Source organism: Polaromonas sp. (assembly GCF_030682935.1).
Classification (GTDB): Bacteria; Pseudomonadota; Gammaproteobacteria; order Burkholderiales; family Burkholderiaceae_C; genus Polaromonas.
On record NZ_JAUXNA010000347.1, the window covers coordinates 20,233 to 46,335 of the forward strand.

Here is a 26,103-nt window from a genome sequence, read left to right on the forward strand (position 1 = left end):
CCGTATGACCCTCTTCACACACCAAGCCGCCATGGTTGCCCTGCGCACCGCCCTATCGGCCACCATCGTGGGCCAGCACAAGCTGCTCGACCGCCTGATCATCGGCCTGCTGGCGGGCGGGCATATTTTGGTGGAGGGCCTGCCAGGGCTGGCCAAGACCACGGCGGTCAAGGTGCTGGCCGCTGGCTTGCAAGCCCAATTCCGGCGTATTCAGTTCACGCCCGACCTGTTGCCCGGCGATCTCACGGGCACCGACATTTACGACCCGCGCGGCGGCGCATTCCACTTTGCGCCCGGCCCGCTGTTCAACGAGATCATTCTGGCTGACGAGATCAACCGCGCACCGGCCAAGGTGCAGTCGGCTCTGCTTGAGGCCATGCAGGAGCGCCAGATCACGGTGGGCGGGGAAACGCGCGCGCTACCCGATTTGTTCATGGTGATGGCCACGCAAAACCCGATTGAGCAGGCCGGCACCTACCCCTTGCCCGAGGCCCAGCTTGACCGCTTTATGCTGCACGTCACGCTGGACTACCCGGCGGAAGACGAAGAGCGTGAAATTCTGCGACGCGACCGTGCCCTGCACTTGGGCGCAAGCAAACCCGCCGCGCCACCGGTGCTCGGTGTGGCCACCGTGCTGGCAGCGCGACAGGAAGTGCAGCAAGTGCATTTGTCCGAGCCCGTGGAAGCCTATATTGTCTCTCTGGTGCGGGCCACCCGCGAGCCGGGTCGCTGGCGCACGGAATGGGCACAGGCCATTGAGGTCGGCGCCAGCCCACGGGCCTCCATTGCACTGGCCCATGCCGCTGCCGCCCATGCCTACCTGTGCGGACGTGACTACGTGAGCCCCGACGACGTGCGCGAGATGGCGCCGGATGTGTTGCGCCACCGGCTGGCGCTGAGCCTGGATGCACGCGTACGCCAGCTCAGCCGCAGCGAATTCGTGGCCGGGTTGATTGAGGCCGTGACCGCACCGTGATGCTTGAGGTAGTAAACAAGCCCCTGCTGGCGGCGGATGAGGTTGCGACGCTGGCCGCACAGGCCGGCATGGCTACACGCACGCCAGTGCGTCGCGAGGTGCATGACCACCACGCGGGCGACTGGCCTTCGGCCTGGCTCGGGCGCGGCATGGACTTTGAGGAAGCCCGCCCCTACACCCCGGGCGACGATGTGCGTGACATGGACTGGCGCACCACCGCCCGCCTGGGCCACCCTTTCATCAAAACCTACCGCGAAGAACGCCAGCCGATGCTGCACCTGGTGGTGGACCGGGGGCCGAGCATGCGCTTTGGTACGCGCCGCCGCCTCAAGGTGACGCAGGCCACACGCCTGGCCGTGCTGGCGGGCTTCATGGCCACCCAAGGCAACGTGGCCGTGGGGCTGACGCTGTGGGACCGCCCGGACCAGATGCTGATGGCTAGGCACGGGCGATCGGGCTGGCTTGAGGCTGTGCAGGCCATGCTGGCGCCTTGTGCGCCACTGCCTGCTGAAGCCGGTGAGGCGCAGCATGAACTGACGCGCCTGCAAACCCTGCGCTCCGAGCTGCCACGCGGCAGCCGTTTGCTGCTACTGAGCGACTTTGCCTGGCTAACCGTGCTGCACGAACCCCTGCTGGCCAGCCTGGCCGAATGCTTTGATGTGCTGGCTGTGCGCATCAGCGATGCCGCCGAGCGCGCCCTGCCTGATGTGGGACTGGCCTGCTTTGCCGACCCGGCTGGCGGCCCCGCGCGCTGGCTCGATACCGGCAAGGCAGCGGTTCGCGCGGCGCATGCCGCCGCATTTGCAGAGCGCCAGACGCAGATAGACAAGACATTCTCACGCTGCGGTCTGCGTCACCTGCACCTCGGCTGCGAAGTGGACGACCTCTTGACGCTGATGCACACCCATGGCTGATCCCCTTCAACTGCTGGCCCCCTTGATCGAGCCACCACTGCCGCCTGTGCGGGTGCCGACGGAGTCTTTGCCGGCATCGCTGTACCCGGCCATCGGTTTGGCGTGGCTGCTCGTCCTGGTGCTGGCGGCCGGATGGCTGTGGCGTCGCCGCGCACCGCAGCGCGCGCTGGGGCGCATTGCGCGCATGAGCGACCCAGCACTGGCCGCCAACCAACTGGCTGGGCTGCTGCGCCAGCAGGCGATACAGCCGCCACGGGACTGGCTTGAGGCGCTGGACCGCGTGCGCTTTGCGCCACCATCGGCTGAACATCGCGACACCATGGCGCGCCTGTGCGCGCAGGCACACTCATTCCTCAACGCAAAATGATCGAATTTTCCCAACCTGTCGTGTTGTGGTTCGCGGCATTGGTGCCGCTCTGGCTGATGCTGGCGTTACGGCGGCGAGGCCAGGGTGCGCCTGCCAGCTGGGTGCTGCGTCACCCGCAGCTCGGCACGGCAACTTGGCAGGCCAGCCCCGGTCAGCGTGTGCCGCTGGTGTGGCACGCGCTGGGTTTTGTCTTGCTGATTACGGCCCTGGCCCAGCCGCGCCAGGTCGGTGCCTGGATCACACCGCCACCGCAGGGGCGCGACCTGGCGCTGGTGATTGACACCTCGCTCACCATGAGTCTGCAAGACTTTGCGCTCAACGACAAGCCCGTGAGTCGCATGGCCATGCTCAAGCAGGTGCTGGCGGACTTCGTCAAAGCGCGCACGGCGGACCGTTTTGCACTGCTGGTGTTTGGCTCGCAAGCGGCACTGCTGACGCCGCCGACCTTCGACCATGCGCATGTGCTGGCCCAGCTGCGCCGCCTGCAAGTGGGCGTGGCGGGGGACGACACCGCGCTGGGGGATGCCTTGGGCCTGGCGCTCAAACCCTTGCGCCAGCAACAACTGCGCCCTGCCATCATTTTGGTGAGTGACGGCGAGCCGTCCAACAGCGGCGAGATGAGTCCGGCCGAAGCCGTGGCTGTGGCGCACCAACTGGGCGTGGCCATACACACACTGGAAATTGGCAGTGCTAGCCGCGCGCCTGCTGAGCCTGTTGCTCCAGATGACCGCATTGAGGCGGCAGTTGCGCAACCGGGCCTCGCAGACATCGCCCGTCTGACCGGCGGGCAGCACTGGAAAATTCGCAGCAGCGCCGATGCACAGGCCGTGATGCAGGCCATCGACCAACTGGAGCCCACGCTGGCACGCCCCGCCCAGGCGCGCGAAGTGCATGAGTGGTTCTGGATACCACTGGTCCTGGGCATTGCCTGCCTCACCGTCGCCCAACTGTTGCTGATTCGCAGGCAGGGTCAACCATGATGCCCACTTGGTCTGAACTGCACTTGCTGCAATGGCGCTTCCCCTGGGGCGCGCTTGTGGTCCTGCTGCCCCTGGCGCTGGCCTGGCTGGCGCACCGCCAACAACAGCGGCTGGCCGGCTACGCCGATGCGCATCTGTTGCCCTGGGCGGTGGTACAAACCGGGCCGGGGCTGGCTGTGGGTGGGCGCAAGGTGCTTGAAGTGGCGGCGTGGCTGCTGCTGGCGCTGGCCGCCACCGGGCCGCGCCTGCCTGCGGCCACAAACGATGCCGCCGCTCATCGATCGGCCCCGCCGCATGTGATGGATCTCATGGTCGTGCTGGATGTCTCGGCCTCCATGGCTGCGACCGATGTCGCGCCAGACCGCTTGAGCCGCGCCCGGCTGGAGCTGACCGATTTGCTCAAACAGCTCAACGGAGAGCGGCTGGGCCTGATGCTCTACGCCGCTCAAGCAGGCCTGCTACTGCCACCCACTGACGATGCCGCGCTGTTTGAGCGCGCACTGAGTCAGGCCGGGGCAGACTTGCTCGATGCGCAGGGCACCGATTTGGCGCAGGCCTTGCGGCTGGCCCGCCAGACGCTGCTGGCCGAGGCTGCCAGCGTGACGGGCCTGCCGCCACGCAGCCGCGCCGTGCTGCTGGTCACCGATGCCGACACCTCCAGCCTTGACGGTGCAGCAGGCGAGGCCGCACAACAAGCCGCACAAACCCTGCGCGCCGACGATATCCCCCTCTTTGTGCTGACAGTTGCCAGCACGGACGGTGCGCCCGTGCCGCTGGCGGGTGGCGGGCAGGCCACGCAAAACGGCACCCCCATGATCAGCCGCCCCGATGTGCGCACCTACCGCCGGCTGGCCCAAGACAGCGGCGGCGAACTGGCCCTGGTGAGCAATGGCGATGCCGATTGGAACGCGCTGTATGACAGCGGCATCGCCCGGCTACGCGGCGCAGCCGTGAACACTGCGACAGCGCAGGCCTGGCACGAGTTGTTTGCGTGGCCGCTGGGCCTGGCGCTGGTCTTGCTGCTCGGGGTGTATCTCCCCCCTCCGGAAAAGCGCGCTTTGGCGCAAGCCGGTGTGTGGCTGGCCGTGCTGGTCGGCAGTGCAGGCATGCCACCGCCCGCTCAGGCGCAGGACGCACCCAACAAATCAACGCCAAGCGCCACGACCAATGCCACGTCCACCGCGCAAGCCGCAGCGCAGGCCTACCGCAACGCACAGTGGCGCCAGGCACAAACACTTTTTACACGCCAAGGTGGCTACGCGGGCCACATGGGTGGCGGAGCCGCCGCCTGGAAGCTGCGCGACTACACAGCAGCTTCGCGCCACTTCAGCACGGCACTGCTGCTGGCCCGAACCGACAGTGAACGCGACGATGCACTCTACAACCTGGGTAACGCCTATTTCGGGCAAGCGCAGTGGGACCGTGCAGCGCAGGCCTGGCGCGCCGTGCTGCTGTCGCGGCCCGGTGATGCCGCCGCAGCAACCAACCTGGTCCAGGCCGAAGCCCAACTGGCCAAGCGTGCCGGGAATGTGCCAATGAAGAGCGATTTGCGCGGTCGGCGCGGCTTTTTGGCAGAAGGCCAGGTCAGCATAGATGGCGCAGTGGACGCGCAAGACGAGTCATTGGACCTGCCGGAATTGCCGCAAGGCCCACGCAGTGCGGGGGCTGCCGATGCCGCAGGTGCCCGCCTGAGCCCGCAAGCCGATGCGGCCGGCATGCCGTCGGTACAGCTCGACCCGCAGCGGCTGCAGTCCGGACTGGTCAAGCTGGAGCGGCTTGAAGAGCGCCAGCGCGACCTGCTGCGCGGCCTGCTCAAGCAGGACCGTGTGCCCGCGCCGCCCTCTGCCAGTGCGGGTGTGCCATGGTGAAGTTGTCAGGCAGCTGGTCAAAGGTGCTTGCAGGGTTGCTGCTGGGCACCACCTGCCTGCTTGTCGTGGCAGCGCCTCCCGAACGTAAGGCACCCTATCAGATCGACCGCCCAACGCTGGCCCTCGGTGAGCCCCTGACGCTGAGCATCACCCGCGCCATGGATGGCGCAGACACCCCGCTGGAGGCCCTGGACCTGGCACCGCTGCGTCTGGACTTCGATATTCTGGAGCGCACGCTGGGACGCGACAGTCTGGAAGAAAAACTGCTGCTCACGCTTTACCCACGTCGCACAGGGCGCCTTGAACTGCCCACGCTGGGCCGACCCGGACACCCCTTGAGCGTGACCGTCACGGAAAGCTCGGACACCGTGCCCCGCGTGTACTGGAAGCTCAGCCTTGACCCCGCCGAGCCGCTGGTGCGCCAGGCCACCACCTTCACACTCGAAGCCTGCGACGATGGAACCTTGCTGTGGAAGCGTCCGTCATTGCCCTCCAGCGAGGGCTTACTGCTGCGCCCGCTCAACGAGACTGAAATCATCACCCAGCGGGAAGGCCAGCGCTGCACCGCGCACCGCTGGCATTGGGCGTTACTGCCTACGGCTGCCGGTCAGGCTGCGGTGCAACTGCCCGTGATGCAAGCAAGCAAGTTCGGCCAGCGCTTGCGTTTTACACCACCCGCCCTGACCCTTGCCACCCAAGCCCTGCCCGCCTGGTTGCCCACCGAGACCGCCGTGGGCAAACCCGAGATCGCGGCGGAGCCGCTGCCTGCACAAGCGGTGCTGAACCAGCCGCTGGCCTGGCGCATCCGCGTAACGGGCACCTACAGCGCCCAAGCTTTGCAAACGCTTCTGAACCTTCAGATGGGCCAGGACGATGGATCGTCCGAACTGGCAGCATACGCGCCAAGCGTGGAAACCCAAAGTACGATGACCCCGGCACCGCAGCACCTGGTCACGCTTTATTTGCTGCCGCAAGCGCGCGGCAGCTGGCAAGTGCCGGGCCTGCAACTGCCCTGGTACGACCCGCAAAGCGGCCGCCTGCTGCAGGCAACCATACCGGGCGCGCGCATTGAGGTGCTTGACCCGGTGCGCCAGCGCTGGCTGACGGCTGGCGCGGCGTTGGCGGGCCTGGCGGCGGCGGCCTGGGTGGGCCTCTGGCTCTGGAAAATCATGGGCTGGCGGCTTTATCGGCGCCGTGTGCTCAGGCGCCTGCGCCAATCCCGCACGCCCGATGCGGTGTACCAGCAGTTGCTGGCCTTCAGGCTGCAGCGCAATGCCAAGCCCGCCGCCACCCTGCGCACATGGCAGACCCGCACGCAGACGCAGTGCACGTCTATTGGCCTGGATGAACTCATTGGCGCGCTGGAGCGCAGCCGCTACGGCATATCACAAGACATGACCCCCTCGGAAAACCCATTCCACGCGGCGGATGAAACGAAGCGCATGACGACGACATCTGGCGCCGATTTGGAGAATTTGGTTCGACTGGCGTGCGCCTGGCTGATGTCAGTCAAAGTCCGTCAAAAAATTTAGTCCAGTCACTTTTGTGCAATTCGCTGAGCTAAAGACTAGCCAGCGCCAATCGTAATATGCTCAGCATCTTCAACCATCCAAGGAGGTAATTTTCATGCAGCTCACTGCCCAGGCCTGTCTTCCACACGACGGCACATCCGGTGCCTTGGCGGCGCGTGTCTGGCGCCCCGATGTTGACGGCCCCTCCATAGTTGCCCTCCGTGGCGATGATGTAATCGACATCACACACATCTTCGCCACCATGCGGGATCTTTGCGAAGCGCCAGATCCTGCAAGCGCTTTGAAAGAAGCCAATGGCGAGCGGATCGGTTCACTTGCCGAACTGTTTGGCAATACACCACCCGACACGCGCAATCCGGCACGGCCTTGGCTGCTGGCACCGGTTGACTTGCAGGTTATCAAGGCGGCGGGCGTCACGTTCGCAGTGTCGATGCTTGAACGGGTGATTGAAGAAAAGGCACGTGGTAACCCGGCCGCTGCCGCGACCATTCGCCAGGAGATCGTGGCGCTGGTCGGAGATGATTTGTCCAAATTGAAGCCTGGGTCGTCGCAGGCCATGGCGCTCAAAAAGGTGTTGATTGCCCAGGGGGCCTGGAGCCAGTATCTGGAGGTTGGTATCGGGCCAGACGCAGAAATTTTTACCAAGGCGCCGCCCATGGCCGCAGTGGGCACGGGTTCTGATGCCGGCCTGCATCCCTCTTCTTCATGGAACAACCCCGAGCCCGAGCTTGTGTTAGCGGTGAACTCTCGTGGCCAAATCGTGGCGGCTACCTTGGGCAACGATGTCAACCTGCGCGATGTGGAAGGTCGCTCGGCTTTGTTGCTGGGCAAGGCCAAAGACAACAACGCGTCAGCGACTATCGGTCCCTGTTTGCGGTTTTTTGACCCCACTTTCTCGCTTGATGACGTGCGTCAAACTACCATCTCATTGACAGTTGTGGGCGAAGACGGCTTCACGCTCGAAGGATTTTCATCCATGTCACAGATCAGTCGCGACCCCATCGATCTGGTTGGACAGATGATGGGCCCGCATCACCAGTACCCCGATGGCGCCATGCTCTTTCTGGGTTGCATGTTCGCGCCGGTGAAGGACAGGGATGCCGTGGGAGGCGGCTTTACTCACAAGGAAGGAGATATCGTCACCATCTCGGCCCCAAAACTTGGCACACTCGTCAACCGGATGAAGCGCACTGATAGGTGTCCGCCATGGACATTTGGCAACTCCCATTTGATGCGCAATCTGGCTAAACGAGGTTTGCTCTAGCTGGCCACCGGGCAGCAACTGCTGCCACACGAAGACCTCAGCGTGTGAACGGCACGACCAACTGGCGCTGCTCGCCCAAGCCCTCGATGCCCAAAGCCATCACATCCCCCTTCTTCAGGTAGAGCGGCGGCTTCATGCCCATGCCGACGCCGGGGGGCGTGCCGGTGGTGATCACATCGCCCGGCATCAACGTCATGAACTGGCTCACGTAGCTGACAATCTTGGCCACGCTGAAAATCATGGTTCTGGTGTTGCCTGTCTGTGTGCGCTGACCGTTGAGGTCCAGCCACATGCTCAGTTTTTGCGGATTTGGCACCTCATCGCGCGTCACCAGCCAGGGACCGAGCGGGCCGAAGGTGTCGCAGCCCTTGCCCTTGTCCCAGGTACCGCCGCGCTCGATCTGGTACTCACGCTCGCTGACATCGTTGATGGTGCAGTAACCCGCAACAAAACTCAAGGCATCCTTTTGCGACACGTACTGTGCTTTGGCACCAATCACCACCCCCAGCTCCACCTCCCAATCCGTCTTTTTGGAGCCCTTGGGCAGCATCACCGGGTCATTGGGTCCCTGGATGCAGCTGGTGGCTTTCATGAACACAATCGGCTCTTTCGGAATCGGCAGCCCCGATTCGGCCGCATGGTCGGCGTAGTTCAGGCCAATGGCAATGAACTTGCCGACGCCGCTGACCGGGCTGCCCATGCGCGGCGCGCCCTTGACCAGCGGCAGATTCGCGGTCTTGAGCTTGCGCAGCTTGGCGAGTGCGGCATCCCCGAGCTGATCAGGGCTTATGTCCTTGATCACGCCGCTCAAGTCGCGCAGCTTGCCCTCTGCATCGATGAGTCCGGGTTTTTCTTTGCCCGGGTTGCCATAACGAACGAGTTTCATGGTTTTTTCCTTCTGGTTAAATCAAAGTCATCGCGACAAGAAATCAATAGGTCGAACGCCCACCCGACAGATCAAACACGGCGCCGGTAGAGAAAGAGCATTCTTCGGTACACAGCCAGCCCACCATCGCGGCCACCTCTTCGGGCGTGCCGAATCGGCCCATCGGGATTTTCGACAGCATGAAGGCAATATGCCCGGGCGTCATCTGCTCGAAGATCGCGGTTTTCACGGCTGCAGGCGTCACACAATTGACGCGCACGCCAGTATCGGCGAGTTCCTTGCCCAGCGATTTGGTCAGCGCAATCACCGCCGCCTTGCTGGCGCTGTAGGCGCTGGCGTTCGGGTTGCCATCTTTTCCCGCCACCGAGGCGATATTGACAATGCGGCCATAGTTGCGCTCGCGCATCAGCGGCACGACTTCGCGGCAGCAGTGAAACAGGCCCGTGAGGTTGACCTGTATGACCTGCTGCCACTGCTCGGGCGGATAGTCCCAGACCTTCACATTCGGTCCGGTGATGCCGGCACAGTTGACCAGTACATCGATCGCAGGCGCATGCGCCACGGTCTGCTGCACCGCACGAACAACGCTGGCGTGGTCGCAGACATCGACCGCCACCGTATGCACGCCTGCACCGAGCTCGCCGGCCGCACGCACCAGTGGCTGGCCATCCAGATCCCACAGCGTGACGCTGGCACCCGACGCCAGCAGGCGCCGCGCAATGGCGAATCCCAGGCCCGCCGCGCCGCCGGTAATCACCGCATGGCGGCCGGCCAGATCGAGCTGGTTCATATGGTCATGCCGCCGTCGATGGCATAGGATTGGCCGGTGACAAAGGCCGATTCGTCGCTGGCCAGAAACACCACCAGCGGCGCAATTTCGTGGGCCTGCGCGAGCCGTCCCATCGGTTGGCGTGCCACGAAGTTTTTCCGCGCTTCAGCCGGGTCTTCAAACACATTGATGCGGTCCTGCAGCGAGGGGGTATCGACCGTGCCGGGGCAAATGGCATTGCAGCGCACGCCCTGCATCACGAAGTCAGCGGCAACACTTTTGGTCAGGCCGATGACCGCCGCCTTGGATGCGCCGTAGATGAAGCGGTTCGGCAAACCCTTGACGCTGACGACACTGGCCATGTTGATGATGCTGCCGCCGCCGTTGGCCAGCATCTTGGGCAGCGCCGCCTGGATGGCCCAGAACTGCGAGCGCACATTGAGGTTGAAGGCAAAGTCCCATTCTTCATCGGTGGCTTGCAAGACCGAGCCGGCATGGACAAATCCCGCACAGTTGAACAGCACATTGAGCGCCGGCAAGTCCGCCATCAGTGTCTGGATCGCGGCCTTGTCGAGCACATCGAGCGCCACGGTCTGGATATTGGGCACACCGGCGTAGCTGGCCAGCAGTTTCTCATTGACGTCGGTCGCCCAGACTTGGGCGCCCTGTGCCGCCATGGCCAGCGCGCTGGCTTTGCCGATGCCCTGCCCGGCAGCCGTGACCAGTACGGTTTTTCCTTTGAGTCTCATGTCTTTTCCTTGGTTTGGTTGATAGTCACATCGGCAATTTGCCACTTTTCAATTACAGGGTTTTGCCGGATGTTGCCGGCGCGATTTCGTGAGATTATTAATTGGTCTGACCACTTGTCCAATTCTGGCTAACCCTTAATACCGCTTCAAAAGCGCCCAGCATGCCGATCTCCGGTGCCACCCGTGCAGCCAAGTGCCCCGTCAAGGCCGACTGGCGGCTGCGCATCGACATGAAACCCTGGCATATCCTGGCCGACGATCTGACTGGGGCACTCGACAGTGCCGCGGCATGGGCCAACGCAGGCGATGTGCCGGTTTTTCTAGATCAGCCCGGCCCATCCGCACAGGGGGTCCAAGTCCTCGCCACGGGCACACGCGATGCGCCGCCCGCCAGCCTGCCGGTCCTGCTGGCGCCCAGCCTCGACTGGCTAGTCGCCACCGGCAGCGCCTTCAAGAAGATCGACAGCCTGCTGCGCGGCAACACTTTTGCCGAAATCGCCTGGCTCATGCGCAGCGGGCGTTTTGCCGGCGTGGTGTTCGCGCCGGCATTTCCAGCGCAGGGACGCTTCACGGCCCGGGGACGCCACTGGGTGGCGCCACCGCACCAGCCCCACGGCCCGCGCACGCACGAACACACCGGCACGCTGGTGCAGGCCTTTGCCGATGTCGGACTAAGCGCGCACATTCCAACCCGTGTGCAGGACAGCCTGCAAAATGCGGGCCATGTCGTGATTCCAGACATCCTGAGCGACCGCGACCTGGAGCAGCTCGCGACCCTGACGACCGGTCCACAGGCGCAGCGATGGCTGTGGTGTGGCAGCGCCGGGCTGGCCTGGGCGCTGGCGCGGCAGGCCGCAGCCGCAGCACCCTTAGGCGCAAGCAGCGCCGCACCGACGGTCCCGCCAGCCCCTGCGCAGGGCTTGACCCTGGTGCTCACCGCCAGCCGCCATCCGGTGCTGCGGGAACAGTTGCGTCAACTGCCACCGCCCGAGGCGTGCACCAGGCTGCTCGATCTGGCCGAGGCGCAGCCCCTCACTGCCGCCGAGGCGCATGCCCGGCTGGCGCAACGCATGCACACCGTCGTCACCACCCAACTGCGCCCGACCACGCTGGTGGTGGTGGGTGGCGACACCTTGCTGGCCCTGTGCCGGGCTGCCGGCGTGCGCAGCCTGCAGGCCGGCCCCAGCCCTCGCGCCGGGTGGGGCCGTGCCCGTCTGGTCGGTGGGTTGTGGGATGGCCTCACCTGTTATTCCCGTTCGGGGGCCTTCGGCCCACCCGACGACCTGCGCGCGCTGCTGGCAGCGCTCACCCCTCTCACGCCACCCCGATTGACTTCCAAGGAACGCATCCCATGAACACACCCATCCGACTGGCCCTGACCATGGGCGACCCGGCCGGCATCGGCCCCGAGATCATCGTCAAGGCCGCGCACCAGATGCGCGATCTCATCGCGCAGGGCCGCATCGAACTCAAGGTACTGGGCAGTGCCCGGGCACTGGCGCGGGCCGCTCGCCTGCTCCAGCTCGACACCACTGCGGCGCTGGACATGATCGACGTCGGGCCCGTGGCACAGCCGCTGACCACCGGTGAAATTTCCGAAGCCGGCGGTCACTGGGCCTACCGGGCCGTGGAACGCGCGGTGCAGCTCTGCCAGAGCGGCGAAGCCGACGCCATCGTGACGGCGCCTTTATGCAAGGAGGCGCTCCATATGGCGGGCTATCCGTTCGAAGGCCACACCGAAATGCTGGCTCATTTGACCGGCATGCGCGATGGCGTGATGATGCTGGCCCATGGCCCGATGCGCGTGTCCCACGTCACCACCCACTGCGCCCTGGCCGAAGTGCCGGCCCGGCTCACGCCGCAGCGCCTGCGCCGCGTGCTCGACGTGACGCTCGAAGCCCTGCAGACCCTGGGCATCCGTCAGCCGCGCGTGGCCGTGGCCGGACTCAACCCGCATGCCGGCGAAGGCGGCATTCTGGGCAAGGAAGATGGCGTCGTTATCGCCCCCCTGGTGGCCGAATACGCCAACGCCGGCCACGCCGTCACCGGCCCCTGGCCCGGCGATACGGTGTTCATCAAGCTGCGCGCCGGGCAGTTTGATGCGGTGGTGGCGATGTACCACGACCAGGGCCACATCCCGGTCAAGTTGCTGGGCTTCAGCATCGACCCCGCCACCGGTGTATGGCAGGCGGTCAGCGGCGTCAACATCACGCTGGGCCTGCCAATCCTGCGCACGTCGGTGGACCACGGCACGGCGTTCGACATCGCCGGCACGGGCCGCGCCAGCGCCGAGAGCATGGTCGATGCCATCCAGTACGCCATGACGCTGGTCGAAGGCCAGCGTGCAGCGCGTGCGGCAGTCTGACTCCGCTGCCCCAACCCGATCAATTTCTACACACCACAGGAAAACACAACATGATCAACCCCTCCCACGCCCTCCAGTTTGCGGATAAGTCTGTTCTGGTCACGGGCGGCGGCTCCGGCATCGGTGCTGCCGTGGCGCAATCTTTCGGCGCGGCGGGCGCGCGCGTGGCCGTGCATTACTCGCGCAACCGCGAGGGTGCGGAGGCGGTGGCCAGCATCATCCGGCAGGCCGGCGGCCAGGCCATCACACTGGCCGGCGACATGCTGGACCGCAGCGTGTCTGACCAACTGGTGGCGCAGACCGTCCAGGCCTTCGGCGGCCTGGACATACTGATCAACAACGCGGGCGACATGTTTGGCCGCCGCCCGCTGGATCAGGCCAGCGACGAGGACTTTGACCGCGTGATCGGCCTCAACACCCATGCGGCCTTCGCCCTCTGTCGCGCTTGCGCGCCCGTGATGCGCAAGGCCGGGCGCGGCAGCATGATCAACACCACCTCGATTGCCGCGCGCACCGGCGGCGGTGAAGGCGCGGGCCTGTACGGCGCGGCCAAGGCCTTTGTCAGCACCATGACCCGCGTGTTCGCGCGCGAGATGGCGCCGCACGGCATACGCGTCAATGGCGTGGCCCCGGGTGTCATCCTGACCGACTTCCATGCACGCAACTCCACGCCGGAGCAGCTCGAAGGCGCGCGCCGCGGTATCCCGATGGGCCGACTGGGAACAGCCGACGAATGTGTGGGGGCCTACCTGTTCCTGGCCGACGATGTGCTCTCGAGCTACATCACCGGCCAGATCATCGAGGTCAACGGCGGCCAGCTCATGCCGTGAGCATCGCCGACGAATTGACCCCATGCTGGCTTGCGGTTTCATGAGGCTATTAGAGGCATTACAGGGTTTAACCGGATGCCCGGCAGATGGAATCATGGGATTATCAATTGGTCTTACCACTTGTCCAATTTTTTAACGAACCCTTGAGCCCGCCTCAACAGCACCCCGCATGCCGATAAAAACCATCGAAACGCAACGCCTGTACCGCAAGATTGCCGAGCAACTGCGCTCGCTGATCAGCACAGGCGAGTTCGCCGTGGGCTCGCGCCTGCCGGCCGAGCGCGAGCTGGCCAAGCAACTGGGCGTGAGCCGCCCTTCGGTACGCGAAGCCCTGATTGCGCTGGAGGTGGAACACGTGATCGAAGTGCGCACCGGCTCGGGCATCTATGTGCTCAAGCCCAAAGCCCGCCCGCCCTCGCGCAAAAAAGCCGACGACGATGCCCAGTGGGGCCCGCTGGAGCTGATGCGGGCGCGCGAGCTGGTGGAGAGTGAGGTGGCGGCACTGGCCGCGCGCAACGCCAAAAAAGCCGACCTGCAGCTGATCGACCAGGCACTGCAACAAATGCGCGACGAAGTTGCCAAAGGCAAGATACCGCGCGAAGGCGACGAAGCTTTTCACAACGCCATTGCCCAGGCCTGCGGCAACGAGGTATTGCGCGACACCATCCGTGGTTACTGGCAAGCCCGGCACGGCACGCTGTTCGAGCGGCTGGGCGACTATTTTGAAAACCAGACCTCCTGGGACGCCGCCCTGATCGAGCACGCCGCGGTGCTGGAAGCGATCCGGGCCCACGATGCCGGCGCCGCACGCAGCGCGATGCAACGCCACCTGAAAAAAGCCCATACCCGTTACAGCGCGAGCTGGCGCCGCGCAAAGCCGTCTTAACGCCCAGCAACTTCAACACCACCAACCGAGGAGACATCATGAAAAAACGTGAATTAACCAAACTTGCCGTTAAAGCAATCGCTGCCTGTGCCCTATTCACAGGGGCCGCCGGCACCTTTGGCATTGCCAGTGCGCAGACCAAACTGAAGTGGGCACACGTCTACGAGACTTCCGAGCCTTTCCACAAGTGGTCGGTCTGGGCCGGTGACGAGATCAAGAAACGCACCAACGGCAAATACGAAGTCCAGGTATTTCCGGCCTCGACGCTGGGCAAGGAATCGGATATCAACCAAGGCCTGACACTCGGCACGGTGGACATCATCCTGACCGGCGCCAGCTTTGCCGGCAACACCTACAAGCCGCTGGCCGTCACCTACTTCCCCTTCATCTTCCGCGATTCCGACCATCTGCTGAAGTACGCCAAGAGCGACGTTTTCAAGGAGCTGTCCAAGGGCTACGACGACAAGAGCGGCAACCACATCACGGCGCTCAACTACTACGGCGCCCGCCATGTGACATCGAGCGCGGCCAAGCCTGTCACCAAGCCCGAGGACATGAAGGGCCTGAAGATCCGCGTGCCCGACGCGCCGGCCTACATGGCTTTCCCCAAGGCGCTGGGCGCCAATGCCACGCCGATTGCCTTTGCCGAGGTGTACCTGGCGCTGCAGAACAACACAGTCGACGCGCAGGAAAATCCGCTGCCGACCATTGAAGCCAAGAAGTTCTTCGAGGTGCAGAAAAACATCTCGCTGACCGGCCACATCATCGACTCGCTGCTGACGGTGACCTCGGGCCAGCTCTGGGCCAAGCTCTCGGCCGACGAGAAAAAGATCTTCTCCGACGTAATGCAGGAAGCTGCCGAGAAAACCGGGCGCGAAATCATCGCCTCGGAAATCCGCTTGGCTGAAGAGTTCAAGAAAAGGGGCAACAACGTGATCACGGTTGACAAAAACGCCTTCCGTGAAGCGGTGCTGAAAAACACCAAGCCAACCGACCACGGCTACCGCCAGCAAGACTACGACCGCATCACTGCCATCAAGTGAGCCACGCCGCTGCCCGCGTTGCCAGCCGGCACCGCGGGCAGCCTTTTTTTGACAGCTGCCTGCAAGCGGAGCCTTCATGAGCGAAAAAATCATCAGTGATGACGGCGAGTTCCACGCCGAAGACGAGGTCGTGGACCTGTCGCACACCACGCCTGAGGCGTGGCTGGCCCTGGGCCTTTTCTGGGTGCTGGGTCTGACCGTACTCTACCAGTTCATCACGCGCTACGTGCTCAACGATTCAGCCGCCTGGACCGAGGAAATAGCGCGCTACCAGCTGATTGCGGTGGTGTTCATCGGCGCGGCCATTGGCGTGGCCAAGAACAACCACATTCAGGTCGATTTCTTTTACCGCCATATGCCCGCGCGGATGAGCCGGCTCATGTCGGGCCTGGTCGATGTGGTGCGCATCAGCTTTTTCGCCGCTGCCGTTGCCATGACCATCCAGATGATGCTCAAGATCGGCAACCAGACGCGCATGACCGTGGTCGATCTGCCAATGAACGTGGTGTATGCGCTGTGCCTGCTCGGCTTTGCCGTCATGCTGCTGCGCTCGCTCCAGGTCGCACTGATTCATTACCGCCGCGGCTACAGTGTGCTTGAGCGGCCCGACACCACGATGGAAGATCGCTGAACGCGCAACAAACCCATGCTTAAAATATTCTTCCTGATCTTCATGGGTGCCGGCGTTCCGGTGGCCATCGCCATGGCGGGCGCCTCGCTCGTCTACATCCTCTTTACCGACAACCTGCCGCCTTTTGTGGTGATCCACCGCATGGTGTCGGGCATCGACAGCTTTCCACTGCTGGCCGTGCCCTTTTTCATCCTGGCCGGCAACCTGATGAACAACGCCGGCATCACCACCCGCATCTACAACTTTGCGCTGGCGCTGGTGGGCTGGCTCAAGGGCGGACTCGGCCACGTCAACATTGTGGGCTCGGTGATTTTTGCCGGCATGAGCGGCACCGCAATTGCTGACGCGGCTGGGCTGGGCACCATCGAGATCAAGGCCATGAAGGAACACGGCTACTCGTCGGAGTTTGCCGTCGGCGTGACGGCTGCGTCGGCGACGCTGGGGCCCATCATTCCGCCCAGCCTGCCCTTTGTGATCTACGGCATGATGGCCAACGTCTCCATCGGCGCGCTGTTTCTGGCCGGCCTGCTGCCGGGCTTGCTGCTGGCTGTGCTGATGATGCTCACCGTCGCTTACTTCGCCCACAAAAACAAATGGGGCGGTGACATCCGGTTTTCGGGCAGCCGCTTTGCCAAGGCCATGCTGGAACTCGCCGTGGTAGCGGCCTGGCCGCTGGTCATGTGGGGCCTGATCCATCTGGGCTCACCCGCCCAGGCCACTGTTGTCGCTGGCCTGATTGCACTGTTTGTGCTCGACAAGCTCTGCAAGTTTGAGGCAGTGCTGCCCATCATGACGCCGGTGCTGCTGATAGGCGGCATGACGACCGGCATCTTCACGCCCACCGAGGGCGCGATTGCGGCCTGCGTCTGGGCCATGGTGCTGGGTTTTGCCTGGTACCGGTCGCTCAAATTCAAGATGTTCGTCAAGGTCTGCCTGGACACGGTGGAAACCACCTCGACGGTGCTGTTCATCGTGGCCGCAGCGTCGATCTTTGGCTGGATGCTGACCGCCACCGGTGTCACCACTGCCATCGCATCCTGGGTGCTGGCTTTCACCCAGGAAGCCTGGGTGTTTTTGCTGCTGGCCAACCTGCTGATGCTGTTTGTCGGCTGCTTCCTGGAGCCCACCGCCGCCATCACCATCCTGGTGCCGATTCTGTTGCCGATCACGCAGCAGTTGGGCATCGACCCGGTCCACTTCGGGCTGGTGATGGTGCTCAACCTGATGATCGGCCTGCTGCATCCGCCCATGGGCATGGTGCTGTTTGTGCTGGCGCGGGTGGCCAAGCTGTCGGTCGAGCGCACCACCATGGCTATCCTGCCGTGGCTGATACCGCTGCTGGTCAGCCTGGGCCTGATCACCTACTTTCCCAAGGCGGTGCTCTGGTTGCCGAAAATGTTTTATTGACATTGTTTTATTGAAGAAAAACACGCATGACTCCATTCATTCGCCTTCACCCTGACGACGATGTGCTGATCGCCCGCCAGCAATTGCTCAGCGGCACCAGCGTCGAAGGCATTCCGATCAAGGGCCTGATCCCGGCCGGTCACAAAATTTCCACCCATGCCATCGCGCCGGGCGAGGCGGTGCGGCGCTACAACCAGGTCATCGGTTTTGCCAGCAAACCGATTGCTGCCGGCGAGCACATTCACACCCACAACCTGGACATGGGCCCGAACAAGGGCGACTTTGCGCGCGACTACGCCATTGGTGCCGACGTCAAACCCGAGCCGGCCCGGCGCGAAGCCACCTTCATGGGCATCAAACGCGCTGACGGCCGCGTCGCGACGCGCAACTACATCGGCATCCTGTCCAGCGTCAATTGCTCGGCCACGGCCGCCCGCGCCATTGCAGACCACTTCTCGCGACAGAACCATCCTGCCGCATTGGCGAATTTCCCCAACGTTGACGGCGTGGTCGCGCTGACCCACGGCACCGGTTGCGGCATGGACACCGACGGCCTGGGCATGCAGATTTTGCAGCGCACCCTGGCCGGTTATGCGACGCACGCCAACTTCGCCGCCGTGCTGGTGGTGGGCCTGGGCTGCGAGTCGAATCAGATCAATGCCTGGCTGGCCAACAGCAGCCTGCGCGAGGGCGACACCTTGCGCGTGTTCAGCATTCAGGACACCGGTGGCACGGCCAAGACAGTCGCCAAAGGCATTGCACTCATCAACGACATGCTGCCCCAGGCCAACGCGGTCAAGCGCGAGCCTTGCAGCGCCGCCCACATCGCCATCGGCCTGCAATGCGGCGGCTCGGACGGCTACTCGGGCATCAGCGCCAACCCGGCACTGGGTGCGGCGGTCGATCTGCTGGTGGCGCACGGCGGGACCGCCATCCTGAGCGAGACGCCTGAAATTTACGGCGCGGAACACCTGCTGACGCGCCGGGCGGTGAAACCCGATGTGGCTGAAAAGCTGATAAAGCGCATCAAGTGGTGGGAGCACTACACCCAGATCAACGACGGCGAGATGAACAACAACCCCTCGCCCGGCAACAAGGCCGGCGGGCTGACCACCATTCTCGAAAAATCACTGGGCGCCGTTGCCAAAGGCGGCACCACCAACCTGCAGGCGGTCTATGAATATGCCGAGCAGGTGGTGGCCCATGGCTTTGTCTACATGGACACCCCCGGCTACGACCCGGTCAGCGCGACCGGCCAGGTGGCGGGGGGCGCCAACCTGATCTGCTTTACCACCGGCCGTGGTTCGGCCTACGGCTGCGCGCCCTCGCCCTCGCTCAAGCTGTCCACCAACTCGGCGCTGTGGCGCAAGCAGGAAGACGACATGGACATCAACTGCGGCGAGATCATCGACGGCAGCAGCACGGTGGCCGAGATGGGGCAGCGCATTTTTGAGCGGGTGCTGGCCACAGCCTCAGGCGAAAAAAGCAAGAGCGAATCGCACGGCTACGGACAAAACGAGTTTGTGCCATGGCAAGTCGGCGCCGTGATGTAATTTTTTATGCAAAAAACATTCCAAGCCCCCGAATTACAAGCGCAAGTAGCTACTATTTTAGTAGCAGCCGGCAGTTCCCCCGAAGAAGCTGCAACCGTCGCGGCCAACCTGGTGCAGGCCAACCTGAGCGGCCACGACTCGCACGGCGTGGGCATGCTGCCGCGTTATGTGGATGCAGTGCTCGAAGGCGGCCTCAAACCGAACACCAGCGTGCGCGTGGTCCTCGACACCGGTTCGCTGCTGACGCTGGACGGCCAGCGCGGCTACGGCCAGGTCGTCGGCGAGCAGGCCATGGCACTCGGCATCAGCCGCGCCCAAACCCACGGCAGCTGCATCATGACCTTGGGCAATGCGCACCACTTGGGCCGCATCGGGCACTTTGCCGAAATGGCCGTGGCCCAAGACCTGGTGTCCCTGCATTTTGTCAATGTTCTGTCGCGCCCGGTGGTGGCGCCCTTTGGCGGCGCCGACGGGCGCTATGGCACCAACCCCTGCTGCATTGGCATTCCGCTGAAGGGGCATCGCGTCGCGAGCGAACGCAGCGAAGGGCCGCCCCGAGCAAGTTCAGCCCCCCCGGGGGGCAGCGAACCACACGCAGTGGGGAGCGTGGGGGCCCATTTCCTGCTCGACTTTGCCACCAGCCGCGTGGCCCAGGGCAAGATGCGTGTGGCGCACAACGAAGGCCGGCGCGTCGAGCCCGGCACGCTGATTGACGAATACGGCCACCCCAGCACCGATCCAGGCGTGGTGGTGGTGCCGCAAAGCAATGGTTTGTTTGGTGCGCTGCTGGCCTTTGGCGAGCACAAGGGTTACGGCCTGGCCGTGGCCTGCGAACTGCTGGGCGGCGCCTTGACCGGCGGCGGCACCTGGCATCGGCCGACCGACCCCGCCGTGCGCGCCGTCATCAACGGCATGCTCACCATCCTGATCGACCCGGCCCGGCTCGGCACCCAGGCCGTTTTTGAGCAGGAAGCTATGGCTTTTGTCGACTGGCTCACGGCCGGGCCGGTCGCCCCCGGCTTTGACGCGGTGCAGATTGCCGGCGACCCGGAGCGCGCCAGTCGCGCGCAGCGCGCAGTCGATGGCATCGCGGTCGATCTCCAGACCTGGCAAGAGATTGTTGCGGCGGGCCACAGGGTCGGCGTCACTTTGCCAAGCTGACGGCCTCAGGTGCGCGCATTCAGGATGCAGATTGGCTGGCATCATGGGATGGCCACCGGGCAGCCACGGCGGCCACGATGGCCTCGGGCCGGCTCGCCATATCAAAGCTTTGTGCATCTTCCCCCACGCCCGGCACTTCCAGCGTGGCGAGCTGGCTGGCCAGCAGCGACAGCGGCATGTAATGGCCGGTCCGCGCTGCCATGCGCGCTGCCATGCGCGCTGCCAGCAACTCGTAATCGCCATGCAGGTAGAGAAAATGCAGCTCGGGCGCACCCTGGCGCAGGATGTCCCGGTAAGAACACTTGAGCGCCGAGCACGACAGCACCAGGCCCTGCCCGGTCCGGCGTGCTGCGCCGATCCGCTCGGCCAGGGTCTGCAGCCAACCGGCACGATCCGCATCGCTCAAGGCGAAACCGGCTGCCATCCGGGCCACGTTGCCGGCCGGATGCAAGGTATCGCCTTCGAGAAATGGCAGGCCCAGCGCGGCGGCCAGCTGGGCGCCCACCGTGCTTTTGCCGCAGCCGCTGACACCCATCACGACAAAAATATCGGAACGCTTACTTTGATACATGACAGGGCGTTCGCGCCAGCAGGAGAGGCATGAGACACCGACTCAGGCGGTGGCTTGCCGGTATTGCGCCCACGCCGCTGGCGTGGGCGTGGTGCCGGCGCCGGGCAGTTCGGGCCGACGGAAATAACCATCAACCACCTCGGCCGGGTCGGTGAAGCAGGCCTTGATCCACGGAATGTATTCCAGCACCGCGCAGGCGGGATGGGCGAACGACAAGTGCACATGCACCTGACTCATGTCGCCCGCGTGCGGTGCCACCGGCAGACGAAAGGCGTGTGCCGTCTCGCACACGCGCAGCACCTCGGTCAAACCGGCCATGCGCGTCACGTCGGGCTGCACCCAGTGGATCGCCTGCTGATGGAAGAACTCGGCAAACGCATCGGAACTGTACAACTGCTCGCCCAGCGCCACCGGAATCGGGGTGGCGCGCGCAAGCTGCGCGTGGCCCTTGACGTCGTCGTACCACAGTGGCTCTTCAAACCAGTACACATCAAATGCCTCCGCCGCGCGGCAAAAGCGCTGACAGGTGGGCAAGTCCCATTTGCCGTTGCCATCAATCGCCAGCGTGACGTCGGGGCCGATCGCCTGGCGCACGGCGGCCAGACGCCGCAAATCACGCTCTACGGTGGAGCCGACCTTGATCTTGATGCCGGTAAAGCCCTGCGCCACCGCACGCTGAGCGCCTTCGACCAGCTGGTCATCGGCCAGGCTGAGCCAGCCAATATCGGTGTTGTAGGCGCGAACCTTGCCACGCACCTGGCCACCGAGCAATTGCCACAGGGGTTGCTGCGCCGCCTTGGCTTTCAGGTCCCACAGGGCCACATCAATCGCCGCATGCGCCAGCGTCGTGATACCGGCGCGCCCGACCCACTGCAGTGCCGGGTTGCGGGCTATTTTGTGCCACAAACGGTTGATGTCACTGGCGTCTTCTCCCAGCAGCAGCGGGGCATGGCAGGTTTCAATACAGCGCGTGATGAGCTGATCGCTGGGCAAATGGGCATGCGTGCCCGTAAAGCCGTAGCCCGTCAGGCCGTCTTCAGTTTCAATCTGTGCACCCACCACACCCCAGTGCGAGATGGTGTGGGTGCTGTCGGCAATCTGCGCTCCGGTGACCGGAACATGCAGGATGAAAGGCTTGACCGATTTGATTTTCATGGAAAAACTCAGGTTTTTGTTTGACTGGGACGCTTCAATCCGGCACCGAGACCCGCACCGTCGCATCCGCGCGCTGGTGCAGGTCTGGCAACAGCTCCAACCCGAGTCCGGGCTTGTCATTAAGACTGATCATGCCGTTTTGTACCGTCGGCAATTCGGTCACCAACTCCTGGTACCAGCCGCTGTAAAAGGCGCGCACGCTTTCCTGGATCAGCGCATTGGGCGCATGCAATGACAGATGGGTGGACGCAGTCCACACCACCGGCCCGGTGCAATCGTGCGGCGCCACCGGCAGTTGCCAGGCGTCGGCCATGGCGGCAATCTTACGCGCCTCGGTCAGGCCGCCGCACCAGCTCAGGTCCAGCATCGCCACCCCGGCCACGCCGGTTTGCAGATAGTCCTTGAAACCCCATTTGTAGCTCAGCGTCTCGCTGGCGCAGATCAGGGCGTCGCAGTCCTTCGCATACTGCTTGAGCAGATCAAGACTGTCCATGCGAATGGCGTCCTCATGCCAGAAGGTGTTGAAGGGCTTGAGCGCGCGCGCGATCTTCTGCGCCATCGGCAGCCGCCACAGGCTGTGAAACTCGACCATGATGTCCATTTTTTGGCCGACCGCCTGGCGAATTTTTCGGAACGGCTCCAGTGCCAGATCGAGGTCGACGTTGCTGATGTACTGGCCATCGCTTTTTTCTGCGGCCGGGTCAAAGGGCCAGATTTTCATCGCGGTGATGCCTTCGCTGAGCAAGGACTCCGCCAGTTCGTCGGCCCGGTGCAAAAAACCTTCCAGGTCTTCGTAGGGCCCGGCATGCTGCCCCAGCCCCCAATTGGCCGTGCTCTGGTTGACCGTGTTGCGCACATACTGGTAGCCGGCGCAGGTGTTGTAAATGCGGATGGCATCGCGGCTCTTGCCACCGAGCGCGGTATGCACCGGCATGTTGGCGGCCTTGCCGAAGATGTCCCACAGCGCAATGTCCACGGCCGAGTTGCCGCGCGTCTCGACGCCCGAGCCACGCCAGCCCAGATACCCCATCATGTCCTTGTTGCGCGCCTCAATCGCCAGCGGGTTCTTGCCCAACAGTTTGGGCGCGACCCACTCATGCAGATAGGACTCCACCGCTTGCGCCCCCATGAACGTTTCCCCCAAGCCCACCAGGCCTTCATCGGTATGAATGCGGACCCAGATGATGTTGGGAAATTCGCCCAGACGAATGGTTTCGACTTTGCTGATTTTCAATTGAAACTCCGTAAAAAAGGCCGCGAGGGTTACCCCTGGCGGCCTTCACTGATGCCAGGAATCAACCGCCGCGGGCCTTCTTCAAGGCATCGAGCACAGTCGTCACCGCCTCAGCACCGATGGTCGGCACGTTGCGCTCATACACCGGCTTGACTTTGTCGAACATGCGGCGTTGCTCGGCCGCAGTGACCTCGTTAACCTGCATGCCTTTGGCTTTAAGGCTGCTCAGGGATTTTTCATTCAAGGTGCGATTCGCCGCACGTTGAACTTTCTGGCCCTCCATGGCCGCCTCACGCAATACCGCCTGCTCCTGCGGGTTCAGCTGATCCCACAGTTTCTTGCTGTACAGCACCAGGAACGGTGTGTAGGCGTGGCGCGTAACGCTGAGGTACTTCTGCACTTCATTGAACTTGGAGGTCTCGATGGTCACAAAAGGGTTTTCCTGGCCATCGATGGTCTTGGTTTCGAGCGCCGTGAATACTTCGCCAAAGGCCATCGGCACCGCGTTGGTACCCAGCGTCTTGAAGGTGTCGAGGAAAATATTGTTCTGCATCACGCGCACCTTGACGCCGTCAAAATCTTCCGCCTTCGCCACCGGGCGCTTGCTGTTGGTCAGATTGCGAAAGCCGTTTTCCCAGTAGGCCAGATTGACCAGACCGGCGTCTTCGAGCTTCTTGTTGAAGTAGGCACCGGCCGGGCCATCGAGCACGGCATCGGCTTCTTTTTCATTGGCGAACAGGAACGGCAGGTCAAACGCGCCGAGTTCCTTGACGATGCCCACCAGCGGCGAACTCGAGGTGCACACCATCTCCTGCGTACCGGCACGCAGCGCCTGGGTGGCCGGCAGGTCGCCGCCGGCGGCACCGCCCCAGAAGGCGTTGATCTTGATCTTGCCGCCGGTCTTGGCATTGAGCACTTCCTGCATCTTCTTGACGCCGACGCCCACCGGATGGTCCTCGTTCACGCCGTTGGTGAATTTGATGGTGCGCTCGGCAAATTGCGCGAAGGCTGAAGTCGCCACCAGCAATGCGGTAGCGGCCAGGGCTGAGGCCAGGGTTCTGCGTTTGAACATGCTTGTCTCCTTTTATATGAAAGACGGGGGTTGGGGAAAAATTGTCAGCGCATCCACCACTGAAGCGGCACGGTGACGATGGCAGGAAAAAGAACCAGCAGGAAAAGCACGGCCAATTGGGCGATCAGGAACGGCAGCACGCCCTTGAAGGCATCGTCCATGCTGATTTTGGCAACACCGCACACGACGTTGAGCACCGTGCCCACCGGTGGCGTGATCAGGCCGATGGCGTTGTTCATGATGAACATGATGCCGAAGTAGACCGGATCAATGCCGGCCTTGAGCACCACGGGCATCAGCACCGGCGTCAGAATCAGCACCGTCGGCGTGAAATCAAGTGCTGTGCCGACGACCACGATCAGCACCATCATGACCAACATCAGCAGTATCTTGTTACCCATAAAGGGCTCCATCAGATTGGCGACTTCGGTTGGAATATTGGCCACCGTGATCAGCCAGGCGCTGACCATGGCGGCGGCGACCAGGAACATCACAACGGCCGTCGTCTTGCCGGCGGTCAGCGTCAGCTGGTAGAGCGCCGACCATTTGAGTTCGCGGTAGATGAACATGCCCACCACAAAGCTGTAAACCGCCGCCACGACCGCAGCCTCGGTCGGCGTGAACACACCGAATTTCATGCCACCGATAATGACCACCGGCAAGGCCAGCGCGAAGCCACCTTCCGCCGTAATACGCAGGCGCTCGGGTAGCGCCAGACGGGGAGCAGGAAGTATGTTTTCACGCTTTGCCAGCCACCACCAGGTCATGCCGATCGCCAGACCCATCAGCAAACCTGGCACGATGCCGGCGAGAAACAGCTTGGTGATGGACACATTGCCGGCCACGCCGAAAATAATCAACCCTATCGACGGCGGGATCACCGGTGCAATGATGCCGCCCGAGGCGATCAGCCCCGAGGCCCGGCCCACGTTGTAACCGGCCGCCCGCATCATGGGGATCAGCAGCGCGGCCAGTGCGGCCGTGTCGGCGACCGCCGAGCCCGACAGCGAGGCCATGATCACCGCGGCAATGACCGTGACATAACCGAGGCCGCCGCGAAAGTGCCCAACCCACGCCATCGCCAGATTGACAATGCGGCGGCTCAGGCCGCCGGCGTTCATGAACTCGCCCGCCAGCAAAAAGAACGGTACCGCCAGCAGCGGGAAGTTGTCAGCACCATCGACAAAGCGCTGCGCCAGTATCTGGCTGTCAAACGTCACCAGGCCACTGGTGGCGGCCAGAAAGCCCATCAGAGCCACACCGCAGACCAGCAACGCATACGCGATCGGCATGCCGATGGCCATGGCGGCCAGCAGGCTCAGGATAAAAACACCAACCGTCATGCCTTGCCCTCCTGAAATTGTTTTTCGCCAGCGGCCAGGCCTTCGGTCTCGACCACCTGCACCAGCTCATCCTCACTGATCTGCCCGGTCAGCAGGCGGTACAGCACATTGAGATTGATGATGCCCATCACCACACCGACGACATAGCCAATGCCGTAAATCCAGATCATGGAGATGCCGACCACCGGTGACACGTTGCTCACCTGCAGGTCGTGCATCTTGTAGGTCCCCATCAGGAAAAGCACATTGCAAAACAACATGAGCGACTCGCTCAGGAACAGGCACACTTTCTTGCCAACCAGCGGCAGGTGCTTGACCAGCGTATCCACGCCCAGATGCCCGCCTTCGCGCATGGCCACCATCGCACCCAGATAAATCAACCAGATGAAGCAGTAGCGCGACATTTCATCCGACACCGTCAGTCCGGAGTTGAAGGCATAACGCAGCACCACATTACCGAACACCATGACAACCATGGCCACCATGCACACGACCACCAGAAATTCAAGCAACTTGAAGAAAAGATTGATGATTTTTTGCAACGCAG

The 26,103-nt window shown here is 63.4% G+C and carries 25 protein-coding genes; 16 read left to right on the forward strand and 9 right to left on the reverse strand.

Translation table 11 applies throughout. The features are described from left to right. Window positions 1–4: 4 nt before the first annotated feature. The 7 genes from Q8K05_RS16015 to Q8K05_RS16045 all read left to right on the forward strand — a co-directional run bounded on the left by Q8K05_RS16015 (window position 5) and on the right by Q8K05_RS16045 (window position 7,901). Complete coding sequence (locus Q8K05_RS16015) at window positions 5–976, forward strand: MoxR family ATPase (protein ID WP_305247609.1); 972 nt, start codon at window positions 5–7, stop codon at window positions 974–976. After that, entirely contained in the window at window positions 976–1,890 is a 915-nt protein-coding gene (locus Q8K05_RS16020; protein ID WP_305247610.1) for a DUF58 domain-containing protein, read from the forward strand. The genes Q8K05_RS16015 and Q8K05_RS16020 overlap by 1 nt, the downstream gene beginning before the upstream one ends. Next, on the forward strand, window positions 1,883–2,257 hold the full coding sequence (locus tag Q8K05_RS16025; protein WP_305247611.1) for a hypothetical protein: 375 nt from the start codon (window positions 1,883–1,885) through the stop codon (window positions 2,255–2,257). The genes Q8K05_RS16020 and Q8K05_RS16025 overlap by 8 nt, the downstream gene beginning before the upstream one ends. Next, window positions 2,254–3,237, forward strand: a complete 984-nt coding sequence (locus Q8K05_RS16030) for a VWA domain-containing protein (protein ID WP_305247612.1) — start codon at window positions 2,254–2,256, stop codon at window positions 3,235–3,237. The genes Q8K05_RS16025 and Q8K05_RS16030 overlap by 4 nt, the downstream gene beginning before the upstream one ends. After that, window positions 3,234–5,105, forward strand: coding sequence for a VWA domain-containing protein (locus tag Q8K05_RS16035; RefSeq protein ID WP_305247613.1), 1,872 nt, complete (start codon window positions 3,234–3,236; stop codon window positions 5,103–5,105). Before Q8K05_RS16030 ends, Q8K05_RS16035 begins: the two co-directional genes overlap by 4 nt. Then, a complete protein-coding gene (locus tag Q8K05_RS16040) occupies window positions 5,099–6,637 on the forward strand; it encodes a hypothetical protein (RefSeq protein ID WP_305247614.1) in 1,539 nt (512 codons plus the stop codon). Before Q8K05_RS16035 ends, Q8K05_RS16040 begins: the two co-directional genes overlap by 7 nt. Before the next feature lie 94 nt (window positions 6,638–6,731). After that, a complete protein-coding gene (locus tag Q8K05_RS16045) occupies window positions 6,732–7,901 on the forward strand; it encodes a fumarylacetoacetate hydrolase family protein (RefSeq protein ID WP_305247615.1) in 1,170 nt (389 codons plus the stop codon). A 37-nt stretch (window positions 7,902–7,938) separates the two neighbouring features. Here the strand turns inward: Q8K05_RS16045 and Q8K05_RS16050 are convergent, their stop codons facing one another. From Q8K05_RS16050 to Q8K05_RS16060, 3 genes are read right to left on the reverse strand one after another with little or no spacing between them, the layout of a single operon-like run. Further along, window positions 7,939–8,787, reverse strand: a complete 849-nt coding sequence (locus Q8K05_RS16050; RefSeq protein ID WP_305247616.1) for a fumarylacetoacetate hydrolase family protein — start codon at window positions 8,785–8,787, stop codon at window positions 7,939–7,941. Between the two features lie 43 nt (window positions 8,788–8,830). Next, the gene (locus Q8K05_RS16055; RefSeq protein ID WP_305247617.1) at window positions 8,831–9,577 is read right to left on the reverse strand and encodes an SDR family NAD(P)-dependent oxidoreductase; all 747 of its coding nucleotides are present in this window, start codon (window positions 9,575–9,577) and stop codon (window positions 8,831–8,833) included. Further along, window positions 9,574–10,305 (reverse strand): SDR family oxidoreductase, encoded by a 732-nt coding sequence (locus Q8K05_RS16060; protein WP_305247618.1) that lies wholly within the window; start codon window positions 10,303–10,305, stop codon window positions 9,574–9,576. Before Q8K05_RS16060 ends, Q8K05_RS16055 begins: the two co-directional genes overlap by 4 nt. Before the next feature lie 161 nt (window positions 10,306–10,466). Between Q8K05_RS16060 and Q8K05_RS16065 the strand changes: the two genes are divergently transcribed. The 9 genes from Q8K05_RS16065 to Q8K05_RS16105 all read left to right on the forward strand — a co-directional run bounded on the left by Q8K05_RS16065 (window position 10,467) and on the right by Q8K05_RS16105 (window position 20,181). Further along, window positions 10,467–11,660 carry a four-carbon acid sugar kinase family protein gene (locus Q8K05_RS16065; protein WP_305247619.1) on the forward strand — a complete coding sequence of 398 codons (1,194 nt, stop codon included), beginning with the start codon at window positions 10,467–10,469 and terminating at the stop codon, window positions 11,658–11,660. Beyond that, window positions 11,657–12,670, forward strand: a complete 1,014-nt coding sequence (gene pdxA / locus Q8K05_RS16070; RefSeq protein ID WP_305247620.1) for a 4-hydroxythreonine-4-phosphate dehydrogenase PdxA — start codon at window positions 11,657–11,659, stop codon at window positions 12,668–12,670. Before Q8K05_RS16065 ends, pdxA begins: the two co-directional genes overlap by 4 nt. A 50-nt stretch (window positions 12,671–12,720) precedes the next feature. Further along, entirely contained in the window at window positions 12,721–13,500 is a 780-nt protein-coding gene (locus tag Q8K05_RS16075) for an SDR family NAD(P)-dependent oxidoreductase (protein WP_305247621.1), read from the forward strand. Window positions 13,501–13,669: 169 nt separating this feature from the next. Then, window positions 13,670–14,386 (forward strand): FadR/GntR family transcriptional regulator, encoded by a 717-nt coding sequence (locus tag Q8K05_RS16080; RefSeq protein WP_305247622.1) that lies wholly within the window; start codon window positions 13,670–13,672, stop codon window positions 14,384–14,386. Between the two features lie 143 nt (window positions 14,387–14,529). Beyond that, window positions 14,530–15,429: a sialic acid TRAP transporter substrate-binding protein SiaP gene (locus Q8K05_RS16085; RefSeq protein ID WP_370868882.1), complete on the forward strand. Its 900-nt coding sequence runs from the start codon at window positions 14,530–14,532 to the stop codon at window positions 15,427–15,429. Between the two features lie 76 nt (window positions 15,430–15,505). Continuing rightward, window positions 15,506–16,060: a TRAP transporter small permease gene (locus tag Q8K05_RS16090; RefSeq protein ID WP_305247624.1), complete on the forward strand. Its 555-nt coding sequence runs from the start codon at window positions 15,506–15,508 to the stop codon at window positions 16,058–16,060. A gap of 15 nt (window positions 16,061–16,075) precedes the next feature. Further along, complete coding sequence (locus Q8K05_RS16095; protein WP_305247625.1) at window positions 16,076–17,467, forward strand: TRAP transporter large permease; 1,392 nt, start codon at window positions 16,076–16,078, stop codon at window positions 17,465–17,467. A 26-nt stretch (window positions 17,468–17,493) separates the two neighbouring features. Next, window positions 17,494–19,020: a UxaA family hydrolase gene (locus Q8K05_RS16100; protein ID WP_305247626.1), complete on the forward strand. Its 1,527-nt coding sequence runs from the start codon at window positions 17,494–17,496 to the stop codon at window positions 19,018–19,020. Window positions 19,021–19,026: 6 nt separating this feature from the next. Next, window positions 19,027–20,181 (forward strand): Ldh family oxidoreductase, encoded by a 1,155-nt coding sequence (locus Q8K05_RS16105; protein WP_305247627.1) that lies wholly within the window; start codon window positions 19,027–19,029, stop codon window positions 20,179–20,181. A 19-nt stretch (window positions 20,182–20,200) separates the two neighbouring features. Here the strand turns inward: Q8K05_RS16105 and Q8K05_RS16110 are convergent, their stop codons facing one another. From Q8K05_RS16110 to Q8K05_RS16135, 6 genes are all read right to left on the reverse strand, one after another. Further along, a complete protein-coding gene (locus tag Q8K05_RS16110) occupies window positions 20,201–20,752 on the reverse strand; it encodes a gluconokinase (protein ID WP_305247628.1) in 552 nt (183 codons plus the stop codon). 42 nt (window positions 20,753–20,794) lie between these two features. Further along, entirely contained in the window at window positions 20,795–21,907 is a 1,113-nt protein-coding gene (locus Q8K05_RS16115) for a mandelate racemase/muconate lactonizing enzyme family protein (protein WP_305247629.1), read from the reverse strand. A 34-nt stretch (window positions 21,908–21,941) separates the two neighbouring features. Next, window positions 21,942–23,141, reverse strand: a complete 1,200-nt coding sequence (locus Q8K05_RS16120; RefSeq protein WP_305247630.1) for a mandelate racemase/muconate lactonizing enzyme family protein — start codon at window positions 23,139–23,141, stop codon at window positions 21,942–21,944. Between the two features lie 61 nt (window positions 23,142–23,202). Then, window positions 23,203–24,213: a TRAP transporter substrate-binding protein gene (locus Q8K05_RS16125; RefSeq protein WP_305247631.1), complete on the reverse strand. Its 1,011-nt coding sequence runs from the start codon at window positions 24,211–24,213 to the stop codon at window positions 23,203–23,205. 44 nt (window positions 24,214–24,257) lie between these two features. After that, window positions 24,258–25,556, reverse strand: a complete 1,299-nt coding sequence (locus Q8K05_RS16130) for a TRAP transporter large permease subunit (RefSeq protein ID WP_305247632.1) — start codon at window positions 25,554–25,556, stop codon at window positions 24,258–24,260. Further along, entirely contained in the window at window positions 25,553–26,098 is a 546-nt protein-coding gene (locus tag Q8K05_RS16135) for a TRAP transporter small permease (RefSeq protein ID WP_305247633.1), read from the reverse strand. The genes Q8K05_RS16130 and Q8K05_RS16135 overlap by 4 nt, the downstream gene beginning before the upstream one ends. Window positions 26,099–26,103: the final 5 nt, after the last annotated feature.

Excerpts from the sequence above, each read along its gene's own strand:
- Q8K05_RS16045 (WP_305247615.1), top strand. The coding sequence starts at position 6,732 with ATGCAGCTCACTGCCCAGGCCTGTCTTCCACACGACGGCACATCCGGT.
- Q8K05_RS16065 (WP_305247619.1), top strand. The coding sequence starts at position 10,467 with ATGCCGATCTCCGGTGCCACCCGTGCAGCCAAGTGCCCCGTCAAGGCC.
- Q8K05_RS16030 (WP_305247612.1), top strand. The coding sequence starts at position 2,254 with ATGATCGAATTTTCCCAACCTGTCGTGTTGTGGTTCGCGGCATTGGTG.
- Q8K05_RS16100 (WP_305247626.1), top strand. The coding sequence starts at position 17,494 with ATGACTCCATTCATTCGCCTTCACCCTGACGACGATGTGCTGATCGCC.
- Q8K05_RS16035 (WP_305247613.1), top strand. The coding sequence starts at position 3,234 with ATGATGCCCACTTGGTCTGAACTGCACTTGCTGCAATGGCGCTTCCCC.
- Q8K05_RS16050 (WP_305247616.1), bottom strand. The coding sequence starts at position 8,787 with ATGAAACTCGTTCGTTATGGCAACCCGGGCAAAGAAAAACCCGGACTC.
- Q8K05_RS16105 (WP_305247627.1), top strand. The coding sequence starts at position 19,027 with ATGCAAAAAACATTCCAAGCCCCCGAATTACAAGCGCAAGTAGCTACT.
- Q8K05_RS16075 (WP_305247621.1), top strand. The coding sequence starts at position 12,721 with ATGATCAACCCCTCCCACGCCCTCCAGTTTGCGGATAAGTCTGTTCTG.
- Q8K05_RS16040 (WP_305247614.1), top strand. The coding sequence starts at position 5,099 with ATGGTGAAGTTGTCAGGCAGCTGGTCAAAGGTGCTTGCAGGGTTGCTG.
- Q8K05_RS16015 (WP_305247609.1), top strand. The coding sequence starts at position 5 with ATGACCCTCTTCACACACCAAGCCGCCATGGTTGCCCTGCGCACCGCC.
- Q8K05_RS16130 (WP_305247632.1), bottom strand. The coding sequence starts at position 25,556 with ATGACGGTTGGTGTTTTTATCCTGAGCCTGCTGGCCGCCATGGCCATC.
- Q8K05_RS16125 (WP_305247631.1), bottom strand. The coding sequence starts at position 24,213 with ATGTTCAAACGCAGAACCCTGGCCTCAGCCCTGGCCGCTACCGCATTG.
- Q8K05_RS16080 (WP_305247622.1), top strand. The coding sequence starts at position 13,670 with ATGCCGATAAAAACCATCGAAACGCAACGCCTGTACCGCAAGATTGCC.
- Q8K05_RS16025 (WP_305247611.1), top strand. The coding sequence starts at position 1,883 with ATGGCTGATCCCCTTCAACTGCTGGCCCCCTTGATCGAGCCACCACTG.
- Q8K05_RS16090 (WP_305247624.1), top strand. The coding sequence starts at position 15,506 with ATGAGCGAAAAAATCATCAGTGATGACGGCGAGTTCCACGCCGAAGAC.
- pdxA (WP_305247620.1), top strand. The coding sequence starts at position 11,657 with ATGAACACACCCATCCGACTGGCCCTGACCATGGGCGACCCGGCCGGC.
- Q8K05_RS16020 (WP_305247610.1), top strand. The coding sequence starts at position 976 with ATGCTTGAGGTAGTAAACAAGCCCCTGCTGGCGGCGGATGAGGTTGCG.
- Q8K05_RS16095 (WP_305247625.1), top strand. The coding sequence starts at position 16,076 with ATGCTTAAAATATTCTTCCTGATCTTCATGGGTGCCGGCGTTCCGGTG.
- Q8K05_RS16115 (WP_305247629.1), bottom strand. The coding sequence starts at position 21,907 with ATGAAAATCAAATCGGTCAAGCCTTTCATCCTGCATGTTCCGGTCACC.
- Q8K05_RS16110 (WP_305247628.1), bottom strand. The coding sequence starts at position 20,752 with ATGTATCAAAGTAAGCGTTCCGATATTTTTGTCGTGATGGGTGTCAGC.
- Q8K05_RS16060 (WP_305247618.1), bottom strand. The coding sequence starts at position 10,305 with ATGAGACTCAAAGGAAAAACCGTACTGGTCACGGCTGCCGGGCAGGGC.
- Q8K05_RS16055 (WP_305247617.1), bottom strand. The coding sequence starts at position 9,577 with ATGAACCAGCTCGATCTGGCCGGCCGCCATGCGGTGATTACCGGCGGC.